The sequence below is a fragment of the Candidatus Hydrogenedentota bacterium genome (genome assembly GCA_035416745.1).
Lineage (GTDB): Bacteria > Hydrogenedentota > Hydrogenedentia > Hydrogenedentales > SLHB01 > UBA2224.
The window spans coordinates 124,716-136,592 of the sequence record DAOLNV010000003.1 but is presented as its reverse complement, the minus strand read 5'-3'; the positions used below and the strand labels follow the sequence as shown (position 1 = coordinate 136,592).

Genomic DNA, 11,877 nt, shown 5'->3' with positions numbered 1-11,877 from the left:
TTTACAGCTCCTCGTAGTCTTTGATCTCGTAATGGTAGCCCTGTTCCGTGAGAAACAGCTGGCGTTTCACGCTGAAATCCTGGTCGCAGGTATCCCGGGAAACCAGCGAATAGAAATGCGCGATCGAACCATCTTCTTTGGGCCGCAGGATCCGGCCCAGGCGCTGTGCTTCCTCCTGCCGCGAGCCGAACGTCCCCGACACCTGAACCGCCACGTTGGCGTCGGGCAGGTCAATGGCGAAGTTGGCCACTTTCGACACGACCAGGAGCTTCTGCTCGCCCTTCCTGAAGGCTTCATACAACGCTTCGCGCTTCTTGTTCGCCGTTTGCCCGGTGATGAGGGGCGCCTTCATGGTCTTCGCGAGCGCCCGCAACTGGTCCAAATACTGCCCGATAATAAGGATGTTGTCTCCCCGGTGCCGCTCCACGAGGGTCCGGCAGATGCTCGCCTTGATCGGGTTCGTCGAGGCTATCCGAAACTTGCCGCGTTTATCGGAGACCGCGTACCGGTACCGCTCGTCATCGGGAAGGGGGATGCGCACTTCGGTGCATGCCGCCGCGGCGATCCACCCTTGCTTCTCGAGAACTTTCCAGGGCACATCGTATTTCTTGGGCCCTATCAGGCTGAACACGTCGTCCTCGCGGGCGTCCTCGCGCACCAGCGTAGCAGTAAGCCCGAGCCGGCGCCGCGCCTGCAAGGTAGCCGTCGCCCGAAACACCGGCGCGGGCAGCAGGTGCACCTCATCGTATATCACCAGCCCCCAATTGCCTTGGTCAAACAGGCCGAAGTGCTCGAATTCCCCCTCCTTCGAGCGGCGATACGTCAGCACCTGGTACGTCGCCATGGTTACGGGACGGATTTCCTTCGCTTCGCCGCTGTACTCCCCGATCTGCTCTTTTTCGAGCGTGGTCTTGTCGAGCAGTTCGCCAATCCACTGGCGCAGTGCGACGGTGTTAGTTGTCAAGACAAGCGTCTGGGTTTGCAGGCGGTGCATGGCTCCGATGCCCACGACCGTCTTTCCCGCGCCACAGGGCAGCACGATGGCGCCGCTCCCCCCGCGGTTCGACCCGCCCGCGTAGAACGCGTCCACGGCCTCGACCTGGTACTTCCGAAGCGAGAAGTCCTTGCCACCGAGGGTCCTGTCGCGCAACTCGAATTGCAGTGGCGCTCCTTCAACATAGCCCGCGAGATCTTCGACCGGGAATCCGAGTTTGATCAGTGCGCATTTCAGGTTGCCGCGTTCCAGCGGCTTCACAACCAAGCGGCGTCCGTTCTCGACGCCCTCGATGAATTGCTGTAACGATTTCTGCCGTTTCAACTGCAAGACCAGCAGCGCGTCGCTTGACTCGAGCACCAGCATGCCGTCTTCGCGTCTGCAGAGTCTCAGGCGGCCGTATCGTGACACCGTGTCGCGGATCTCGAACAGGATATTCTCGGGCACCTCGTACTTGCTGTATTCCTTGAGGTGGGCGATCATCTCGTCGGCGGACATGCCGGCGGCGGCGGCGTTCCAAAGGGAGAGCGGGGTTACGCGGTACGTATGGATATGCTCGGGAGACTTGATGAGTTCAGCAAACGGGGCGACCGCGTCCCGGGCGTCCTCGAAGCGGGGACCGTCCGTCTCAAGCAGAATGGAACGGTCGGATTGCACGATAAGTGGCTTAGCGCGTTGGGCTTCCATGTGCCTTTCCGGTCCCGGACACGCGGGTGCTACCTTTCACGAGTGCCGTCCCCCTCAAGGGAAACCTTCGAAAACCATCCGCGCAGCACGTTTGCGGCGCACGTATTCGGGTGATTGTACCAAAAGGAGAGGCAAGAAGGTACCCGAATCCGCGCACCCGAATCCGCGCATTCGTTCCCCGCAGTGCTTTACACCAGATTACTCGAACGCTTTGGGAGAGCCCAGGACCTGCGCCATCACGATCCCGCGGCGTACATCGTCCAGATTCGAGAACAGTTCCATGGCGGGATGGGTGGTCCTCTTTCGCGAACGCGGCTCTTGCGCGGCGGCCCCGGGCGCCTGCCGGCGGAGCTGTTGCGCCCGCTGAATCATCGCCGCGCGCTGCGTCCGGGCTTCTTCCAACTGTTTCAGGCGTTGCGCCATTAGCTGCTCATGGCGCGCTTGCAGCGAAAGGGGCGTGGGTGCAGGCTCGACCCGGGGCTGTGGCTCGACTCGCCGCCGACTGGGTGGCGGGGGCGGAGGCGGCGTTGCGGTCTGCTGAACCGGACGCTGAACCGGCGGCTGGACCGGACGCCGCACCGTTACCGGCTGTTGGCGCTGAACCGGAGGCGCCGTCCGGGGCTGAGCCGTGCGCACCTGGGGCGATTCGCGCCGGGCATCCGCCGCGGGCTTGTCAGGCGTCCCGTACAACAGACGCCGCGTTGCTTCCGGCAAATCTTCCGGACGAACAGGCGTGCGGCTCTTCTTGCGCTCCTGGGCCTTGCGTTGCTCCTGGATCTTCCCGATCACGCTGGCAACGATCACGATAACAATGACAATCAGACTTCCCAGTTCGTTCATCCGATGACCTCTCTCACGTTCGGCTCGAATCAGACCGCCTGGTCAGGAACGGAGGCCGTCGGCTCCCGGCCCCCGCCGCGGACGGTTCACTCAGGTCTGCTTGTCGTCCTTCTTGCCTTCCATACCGGAGATGGACTGGCGCATATCCGTATCCGCCATGATGTTCCTCATGCGATAGTAGTCCATGATGCCGAGGTTGCCCGTCCGGAACGCTTCCGCGATAGCCTTGGGCACTTCCGCCTCTGCCTGCACCACGCGGGCCCGCATCTCGACCACCTGCGCGCGCATTTCCTGTTCGCGCGCCTGCGCCATGGCCCGGCGTTCTTCGGCGCGGGCCTGGGCGATGTTCTTGTCGGCCTCAGCCTGCATCGTCTGCAGTTGGGCGCCGATGTTCTGGCCAACGTCTACGTCGGCAATATCGATCGACAGAATCTCGAAGGCCGTGCCCGCGTCCAGGCCGCGCGCCAACACCACTTTTGAGATCGAGTCGGGGTTCTCGAGAACCTTCTTGTGCGACTCGGCCGAACCGATGGTAGTCACGATGCCTTCGCCGACGCGCGCGATGATGGTCTCCTCGGTCGCGCCGCCGATCAAGGTGTTGATGTTCGTGCGCACCGTCACGCGCGCCTTGGTTTTCAACTCAATCCCGTCCATGGCGACGGCCGCGACGGTGGGGGTGCCTTTGGTGGGGTCAGGGCAATCGATCACCTTCGGCTTGACCGAGGTCTGCACCGCGTCGAGCACGTCGCGTCCCGCCAAATCGATGGCCGTGGCCTTCTGAAAACTCAATTGAATGTTGGCCTTGTTCGCGGCAATAAGCGCCTGAACGACGCGCACGATGTTGCCGCCCGCGAGATAGTGCGTTTCGAGGTCGTTCGTCGAGATCCCGAGCCCCGCCTTGACCGCCATGATCCGGCTGTCAACGATAACCGACGCATTCACCTTGCGAAGCCACATTCCCAAGAGGCTTGGAACACTCACGTGCGCCCCCGACGCGAACGCCCGTATCCACAGCCCGATAAACTTGACGAAAATGGCGAAAAAGATCAGCGCGATGACCCCCAGGAATATCGCCGCACCCCACATTATTATCGATGTTGGCATGATACGCCCCCTCTTCTTAGACCAGAACCCGGCCCATACACAGCTCTCCAACCCCTTCTATCATGAAATCGCTCAAAAGTCACGCGCTCGCGGTCTCCTCCGCTTGCTCCACCGGCTCAACAACAATCCGGTTTCCGTGAACCTCGATGACCCGAACTACGGCGTCGCGGTCGATAAACGAGCCTTCCGAAACGGCCTGCAAACGCTCCGTGCCGAACTCGACGGTTCCGACAGGGCGCAGGGGCGTCACGACTTTGCCGACTTTGCCGATCAATCCGGTGTCGCTCTTCTCATTGACCCAGCCCTCCTCGGCCTTCTGCGTGTTGCCGAGAATCAGGAGCTTGCCAAACGGCGACCGCGGCAACAGGTACATTCCGAGAATGACGCTGGCGATGGTACCCAGAAACTCGAGCATCAGGATGGGAAGCCAGTAATCGGGATAGTGGTAACATCCGAGAACGGTACTCCCGATAATCATGAGACCTCCGGCCGAACCGCATATCCCCCCCGGAACGACAAACTCCACCGTGATGAGCGTCGCGCCCGCTACAAACAAAATCAGTACCCACCAGATCATTGGACGCCGCCCTCAGGGACCACCTCGAGCAGCGCAATGAGTTGGTTGATTTCCACCCGGATGCCCTGGATGATCTTCATCTTGTCCGTCGGATCCTTAGGGTCGAATTCCGCAATATCCTCAAATGTGCCCATAAGACTATCCGAAGCCCCGAACAGCGTCCGCGACTCCGCCAGCAGTTTGTTGAACCGCCGCGCAAACGGAACGCAACTGTAGTACCCTGCGCCCACTTGCTGGATACTTCGGCTTTGCTCGTCCAGTTGCCGTAACATATGAATGATCAGCTGCCGCTTATCCATGGACTCTTCTTCTCCTCGGGCGCATTATCCTCTTCCCGTTTGAGCGGCTCAACCACGTACCGGTTGCCTTCCGCCTGGGTAATCACAATGGGGGTATCCGGTTTGATGAATTCCCCGCGGCTGACCACGTGCAGGTTCCTGTCGCCAAACCGCCCCCGGCCCGCCGGACGCAGCATGGTGAGCGCCACGCCCTCAAGTCCAATAGCCGCATCTTCTTCCTGATCGGTCTGGGCCACGTAGCCCGCCTCGGCCAGCTGTTGATCCGCGAGCACCAAACGGCCGTAAATAGGCGTATACGGCAGAATCTTCCACGTCACTGCCACGAACACCAGAAACAGGGCCATGGACAGCGCGAGCGAATACGCTGCTTCCTCGAGGCGCTCATAATCCCAACTATACTGGGGCAACTGCCAGTCATTGAGAACGAATGACAGCACGAACCCCGCCAGCACACAAAGGATACCCGCCACCCCCGCGATGCCGAAACCCGGGATAACGAAAATCTCGAGGAGAATCAGCCCCACCCCAATGACGACGAGACCGATGTCAATCCAGTCCGCCAGTCCGAGCACTGCCCTCGAGCCAAAGAACAGGACAAGGCACGTGATCCCGACGATACCCGGAACGCCGAATCCGGGCGTCTTCATTTCCACGTACAACCCGCCCACGCCAAGAAGAAGAAGGATGCTGCTGACCGTGGGGTTCGTCAACCACCGGAAAATGATTTCTGACCACGTCATCTCATACTCGAAACGCTGATACTCGTTCAGCTTGAAAAACGACAGCACGTGCTCGAGATCATCAAACGTGTCGGGTATAAGCCCGTACTCTTTGGCCTCCGACGCTTTCAACGTGAGGAGCTTGCCCCGCGCGACCACGAGCTTCCCCTCAGGAGGATAGTTTTCGAGAACATCTCCCGGCCCCCCGTACTTCTCGACGTCGTCCTGTGATGGGGTCGCGTCTGGGGCTTGTTGCCCGGCCGGCCCGGCATCTTTCTCTTCGTTGCCGGCATCGGTGCCGGCGCCTGTGGCCTTGCGCATAAATTCTTTGGCGGCGTCTTTTACACCTTCCGGCAAGGGCATTTGTTCGTCGATCGTGTCGATGAAATCATCGAGCGCGTCTTCCTTTTGGCTTGTCCGTGAACGCGTGTCCTCATCCACCGCTTTGACAATAACCTTGCCGTCAATCTTGAACGCCCGCAGCTCGATGTCCTTGTCCACCATCGCCATGGCAATGTCGGGATTGTGCCCGTTTGCCTCGGCGAGAGCGCCGAACTTTGCCCGCAGAAAAGAAACCGTCTTCTCGTCGCCAGGCAGAGGCCCTTCCGGGGTGATGAGAATGGGCGAGGCGGCCCCGATCGTCCCGCCCGGCGTCATAACAATGTGTTTGCACGCGAACGCCACCAGCGCTCCCGCGGAAGTCGCGCTGAACCCGTCGGTTACATAGGCGATTGTGGGGCAGAATTTGCCAGCATGCTGGATGGATTTGGTTATCTCGAGGCCCGTATCGACGCGCCCCCCGGGGGTCTCGATGATGAATACCGCCCCCTCGGCGCCCTCGGCGTAGTCGGCGACGCGCTCAACAAAGACGGCCATCGCTTCGTCCACCTCGCCGTCGAGTGTGCATATGACGACGTACCGGTTGTCACGCTCCCCTCCGGAAGGCGCTTCTTCTTGCGCAATGGCAAGAGGATAGAGTGCTCCGAGGGCGAGCACGATGGCGATCCGTCTAAACATTCTTGCCCCACCTCTTTCGGCCGCAGCCGTGCATCCCTCTCAGGGGACGTGCAAGCCGCCAAGGCGTCTATTCCCTACTACACTGGGCCTCCACCACTTATTCTAGGCGTATGCCCTGCGACGATCAATCCACCAGCGCCAACCCAATCTCATTGTTGAGTTCAAAACCCCGCTCGGTGGGCTGAAGCCGGCCGCCGTGTTCTTGGAGAAGGCCTCGAGCCACCAACTCTTTCAAAACGAACCCAAAATCCTCTTCGAGGCTCCGCCCGAAACGCTCCGAATACTCTTGATACCCCAGGCCCTCCCGCAGCCGGAAATGTTGAATCAGGGTCTCTATGCGCACCTCGCGGTCAGATAACCGTACCACCTCTGCCTTTTGACCGGGCCTTTTCACATAGGCTCCGGGCGACACCTCGTTCATCGTACGGGTACCATCGATGAAAGAATAAGCGCCCGGACCAAACCCAGCATACTCCCCGTTGCGCCAATAGTAGAGATTGTGGCGGCATTCATACCCCGGACGCGCGAAATTGGACACTTCGTACCGCTCATAGTCCCTCAACAGTTCGCGGCTGCGACGGTAACATTCGAGGGCTAAGTCCTCGTCTATGGCTTCGTGAGCCCGCGCCCCGAACGGCGTCCCCGATTCGTAAGTCAGCCCGTAACAGGAAACGTGCGGCGGAGAAAAGCCCGCGCATTCGGCCAGGGTGGGTTCCCAGGAAGACACCGGCGGGACCCCGGAAATCAGGTCCATGCTCCAGTTGCCAAACCGCTCCGCGACAATCCTGCAGGCCGCGCGCGCCGCCTCCGCGTTGTGCCTTCGCCCGAGATACCGCAGTGACGCGTCGTCAAAACTCTGAACCCCGAGGCTCACACGGTTGACGCCCGCGGCCCGCCACGCATCAGCAAGGGACTCCGTGACATCGTCCGGGTTGGCCTCGACCGTAATCTCGGGGTCGGGAAGCTCGAAGCGGCGCCGAACTGCCTGCAGAATGCGCTCGAGCTGGCCCGGCAGCAGCAGGGATGGGGTTCCCCCGCCCAGGAACACCGTCTCAGCCCTGTCGCGCGCGTCAAACGCCTCGATCTCGACCACGAGAGCGTCAACAAACGCTTCCGGCGGTGTTCCGTCTATGCGCACACGGTTGAAATCGCAGTAGGGACACAACGTGCGGCAATAGGGCACGTGGATATATATGCCGATCACAAACAAACCGCTCCCCGGCACCCTCGCACTTGAGCAAGAAACCGCGGCGTCCGCCGCGGTTTACATCTCGGACATGAGTTTGTCGAAATGCTCCACAGTCATGGCCGGGCAACTCATGAAGGTGATTCCTGTTGCCTTCGAGAGTTTTACAGAAGCTTTCATGGCCTCCTGAGTCCCCGGCAGGTCAACGATGAACACCAAATCGTACGGCCCGAGAAGCGCGTACATATCCTTGACCTTCCCGCCGAAACTTTCAAAGAGAGCTACCGCTTCTTTTGTTCGTTCAGCGGTGACTTCGCGCACCGACTCGGCGCTGTACTCGCCAAACATGAAGAACGTCGTCATGTCCGCCTCCCTTCTGTATTTGCCTTCTCACGAGAACCGCAACCCGACTTCGACCATTATACTCTTATCCTCGATGAGAATGAGCTTCCGGAACCTCAGTAATCCCCAGTTTGGGCCGAACGGCATGTTCTGCCGAAAGACCGCATCGAACACCGCGGACGGCCGTGCGGCGATTGCGGTTCACGAGACGAATCGGCCTCAACGATACGCTTCTCCGGTCTGTCTAACTCTGGCCCGCCGAGCTGTTTTCAATGCTTTACGGCGCTTGTAACCGGAAGGAGGACGTACGAGGGACGTTCGGCATCGTGGAAAATCGTGTTTGTCGCCGATATCAAATGAGTATGGCGATAGAAAGGCTCCCCCGTGTTGGGATTAACATCAAAACGGTCGAAGTTGCTGCTCGAAACAGCAATTCGAATGCGATGCCCTGTGTTAAAAGCGATGCAGGTCTCCCAAAGGTCTATTGTGAACTCGTAGGCCTTGTTGGGAGTCAGAAACTCTTCTTTGCGCATGGTATTGCGGTGACGCGCCCGCACAATCCCGTCACATACAATCATGGACCGTCCGTCCGGGTAGACGTCACACAGCTTCGCGGTGAAATCCGTGTCGACCGCGGAACTGGATGCCCAAAGCTTCACGAGAATGGTGCCGGTGACCTCGATAGGCGCATCCAGAGCCGGCGTGGTGAACAGGATAACGTCCGGCCGGGACTCGACGGGGCGCTGGTCGTATGGGCCACGGGTCCCGGAAAGGTTGGCGCCGCCGAGTGTAGGAACGGGATTTGCCGGGTCGAATACATACGTATTGGGTTTCTCGCCAGGACCCGGGGCAACGGTGTCGAGCGTGCCGCCCTCGTGGAAGTAGTACCGCACTGGCGTGCTGGGCACCGGCCAGTCGTCGGCAAAACGCCACGTGTTACCGGGCCCGTCCGGGGCATCCACGTCACCAAGAACGTAATAGCAGACGGCTGGCTCATTCGTGACGGCGTTCGGTGCATCCTTCAGCCAATGACTAAACCAAGCGCCTTCGCTGTTGGATGACATGTGAGCATGTGGATGCGTCCTGTTCTCCGGCCATACGAAACCGCCATCCCCTTTCCCGTGGCCATACGGTCCTATGATGAGTCTCTGCTTGCCTGCCGCGCCAGGTTTGCCGTTGTGCTGAATATTCACGAAATTGTTGATGGTCCCACGCAGGAAGATGTCATACCAACCGCCCCTGTTCAGGATAGGCCAATTGACCAGGTGGTGGCGCGTCTCGAAATTGACATAGGCCCAGAAGTCGTCGCTGTAGAGCGGCTGCTTCATGAGCTGCTCACGCAGATAATCGAACGCAGCCTCCCCACGGCCCGCCATCCAGCCCTCTGCCAACCGTTTACGGAACGCGCCCTGGTGGAAGAGGCCCTGACTGTACAGGTCGGAGGCCGCTACGACCACATATTGGCAGGTGAGACCCGGCGGCACACTTCCTGCCAACATGTTTTGGGTGATGCCCAGAGCCGAGCCGCCTGTTGTGGCAATTCTGCCATTGCACCACGGCTGCTGAAGAATCCACTGCACCGTCTCGTAGCCGTCCTTGTTTTCTCCCCACCCGTCGTCCATGAAACCGTGGAATACGCCCTCGGACCCATGGGTGCCGCGGCAATCCTGTACGACCGCGGCAAAGCCCGCATCCGTCAATTCGAGACCGCGATGATTCTCGTTCTTATCGTACGTGGTCCGTACGAGGACCACCGGCCATGGGCCCGGCCCCTGCGGCAGGTAGACGTCGGTTGCGAGGCGCGCGCCATCTTTCATGGCGAGCATATGGGTCGTCTTGGCCGAAATCGCGGCAGGTTCAAGCGCGAAATCAATACCTTGCACATCCGCGCGGGCGTCAATCTGTACGATACCCGGCTTCGCTGCGTCCCCGTTGAGAGGGGCCCTGCCGGTATATGTGACATCGTCGTAGAGTTCGTTGACATAGCCCACGGAGCGAGTGAAAACAAGGACCTTTTCGAGTCCGGCTGTCGCGCTGTCCACCTCGAATCGGTAACGGCCCGCGGAATCGGTGTGGACCGATGACTCCACAGGAACCGCCCGAGAAGCGTCGTCTGGTCGAAGGCTGACGCTCCGAACCGCCCCGACTTCCGCGTCAAAGATCGGTTGGCCCGTCTTCTCGTCAGTGACCGTCCCGGTCAGCGTAACGCGGGCAGCGTAGGCTGAGCAGGCAACAAGAGCGGATACAAACGCAGCCGCCGCGAGAAATCTCGTCAAGCTGTTGTTCACACCTGCGCTGCGTTGCGCAGCGGACATATGTGCAGATCGAACGCAGGGGCTGCCTGTTTCTCCCTCGTGAGTGACATTGATATGCATGGGTTTTGCGCGCTCCTTCGGCCGCGTGAGCGGCATCTTAGCACAGCTCCTCTCCATACGCTGATTTGCAGGGAGAAGACTCTACGTGGGTCCCTTGCGTTGAGGGGCCCGCCGCAGTTTGCTAAAATCACCCTTTGCTCTGAGACAAAGGGGCACAATGCTCAGCCAGGAACAACGCGAGAGGTACGAGCGGAATATTCTGGTCCCCGGTATCGGCGAGAGCGGCCAACGGCGTCTGCTGGACGCCGGCGTCTGCATCGTCGGGCTGGGCGGCCTTGGGAGCGCCGCGGCTCTGTATCTGGCTGCCGCAGGACTTGGACGCCTGGGACTTGTCGATCCGGACGTCCTGGAATTGTCTAACCTGCAGCGCCAGGTAGTGCACACAACCGCCCGGCTTGGCATGAACAAGGCCGAGTCAGCCGCAATGACGCTGCGCGCGCTCAATCCCGACTGTGGATTGCAGGTTATGCCGGTTCGTATCACGAAAGACAACGCGCCCGGACTCTTGACCGCGTACGATGTGGTTGTTGAGGCTACGGACAGTTTTTCGGCGAAGTTTCTTGTCAACGACGTGTGCCTCGAATATGGGAAGCCTTTCGCGACCGCAGGCATTCTCGCCTTGTCGGGGCAGATGATGTTCGTCGTGCCCGGGCGGACCCCGTGCTTGCGGTGCGCCGTGTCGGACGAGCCACTGGGCGTGCCCACCACCAATGAACAGGGCGTTTTGGGCGCTGTTCCGGGCGTGCTGGGCAGTCTCGAGGCCTTGGCTGTGGTGCGATACCTGGCAGGATTGTGGAAACCCCAATCCGACGGGGCCGGTGCCGTACATAGTATCGACGGCGAAAACCTCCGATGGCGGACCACCCGGCTTCCCCGAAACACGAAGTGCTGCTGCGCACCTTCATGGAGTTCTACATGACCGAAAACAAGCTTATCGTCGCGGGACGGACTATTCGTTCCCGTTTGTTCGTTGGCACCGGGAAATTCCCCTCGAGCACCGCATTGAAAGCGTGCCTCGATGCATGCGACGCTGAAATCGTGACCGTTGCTCTGCGGCGGGTCGACTTGAGTAAACCCGGCGATGACAGCATTTTGACCGTCATCGACCGCGAACGCCACCTGCTTCTGCCCAACACATCCGGAGCGAGGGACGCCGCCGAAGCGGTGCGGCTCGCAAAACTCGCCCGGGCAGCGGGCCTTGAACCTTGGGTGAAACTTGAGCTTACGCCCGAACCCCGGTATTTGCTGCCGGACCCCATCGAGACCCTCAAGGCCACTGAACTCCTTGTAAAAGAAGGTTTTACGGTGCTTCCATACATCCAGGCAGACCCCGTATTGGCAAAAAAACTCGAAGAGGCCGGAGCGGCTACGGTCATGCCTCTGGGGGCGCCGATCGGGAGTAACCGGGGTTTGCGCACGTACGACATGATCCGCATCATCATCGAACAGGCTACCGTGCCGGTGGTGGTTGACGCGGGCCTGGGGGCCCCGTCCCACGCGGCCGCCGCCATGGAGATGGGCGCCGACGCCGTGTTGGTCAACACCGCCCTGGCCGATGCCGCCGACCACGCGGCCATGGCCCGCGCATTTGCCATGGCTACGGAAGCAGGCCGAGCCGCCTACTTGGCAGGATTGGGGCCCGAACGCACCAGTGCGGAAGCAACCTCTCCGTTGACCGGCTTCCTGCGCACTGAAGGATGAGTTCTCCTGTGCGGCGGGGCGCTCGGCAAACGATGC

At 60.4% G+C, this 11,877-nt stretch carries 11 protein-coding genes; 2 read left to right on the top strand and 9 right to left on the bottom strand.

The features are described 5' to 3' along the window. Nucleotide 1: 1 nt before the first annotated feature. From PLJ71_02445 to PLJ71_02405, 9 genes are all read right to left on the bottom strand, one after another. Nucleotides 2-1,681 (bottom strand): helicase-associated domain-containing protein, encoded by a 1,680-nt coding sequence (locus tag PLJ71_02445; protein ID HQM47514.1) that lies wholly within the window; start codon nt 1,679-1,681, stop codon nt 2-4. Nucleotides 1,682-1,879: 198 nt separating this feature from the next. After that, on the bottom strand, nt 1,880-2,521 hold the full coding sequence (locus PLJ71_02440; protein HQM47513.1) for a hypothetical protein: 642 nt from the start codon (nt 2,519-2,521) through the stop codon (nt 1,880-1,882). 90 nt (nt 2,522-2,611) lie between these two features. Beyond that, complete coding sequence (gene floA / locus PLJ71_02435; GenBank protein HQM47512.1) at nt 2,612-3,625, bottom strand: flotillin-like protein FloA; 1,014 nt, start codon at nt 3,623-3,625, stop codon at nt 2,612-2,614. A gap of 79 nt (nt 3,626-3,704) precedes the next feature. Next, entirely contained in the window at nt 3,705-4,202 is a 498-nt protein-coding gene (locus PLJ71_02430) for an NfeD family protein (GenBank protein ID HQM47511.1), read from the bottom strand. Further along, nucleotides 4,199-4,501, bottom strand: coding sequence for a hypothetical protein (locus PLJ71_02425; GenBank protein HQM47510.1), 303 nt, complete (start codon nt 4,499-4,501; stop codon nt 4,199-4,201). Before PLJ71_02425 ends, PLJ71_02430 begins: the two co-directional genes overlap by 4 nt. Then, entirely contained in the window at nt 4,483-6,237 is a 1,755-nt protein-coding gene (locus PLJ71_02420) for an NfeD family protein (GenBank protein ID HQM47509.1), read from the bottom strand. Before PLJ71_02420 ends, PLJ71_02425 begins: the two co-directional genes overlap by 19 nt. A 124-nt stretch (nt 6,238-6,361) precedes the next feature. Continuing rightward, nucleotides 6,362-7,441, bottom strand: a complete 1,080-nt coding sequence (gene hemW / locus PLJ71_02415) for a radical SAM family heme chaperone HemW (GenBank protein ID HQM47508.1) — start codon at nt 7,439-7,441, stop codon at nt 6,362-6,364. Nucleotides 7,442-7,501: 60 nt separating this feature from the next. Beyond that, complete coding sequence (locus PLJ71_02410) at nt 7,502-7,786, bottom strand: GYD domain-containing protein (protein HQM47507.1); 285 nt, start codon at nt 7,784-7,786, stop codon at nt 7,502-7,504. A 248-nt stretch (nt 7,787-8,034) separates the two neighbouring features. Then, nucleotides 8,035-10,041 (bottom strand): CocE/NonD family hydrolase, encoded by a 2,007-nt coding sequence (locus PLJ71_02405; protein HQM47506.1) that lies wholly within the window; start codon nt 10,039-10,041, stop codon nt 8,035-8,037. 256 nt (nt 10,042-10,297) lie between these two features. On the opposite strand from PLJ71_02405, the gene PLJ71_02400 reads away from it, so the two are divergent. Then, the gene (locus PLJ71_02400) at nt 10,298-11,059 is read left to right on the top strand and encodes a HesA/MoeB/ThiF family protein (GenBank protein HQM47505.1); all 762 of its coding nucleotides are present in this window, start codon (nt 10,298-10,300) and stop codon (nt 11,057-11,059) included. Beyond that, nucleotides 11,056-11,841 (top strand): thiazole synthase, encoded by a 786-nt coding sequence (locus PLJ71_02395; GenBank protein ID HQM47504.1) that lies wholly within the window; start codon nt 11,056-11,058, stop codon nt 11,839-11,841. Before PLJ71_02400 ends, PLJ71_02395 begins: the two co-directional genes overlap by 4 nt. Nucleotides 11,842-11,877 lie beyond the last annotated feature (36 nt).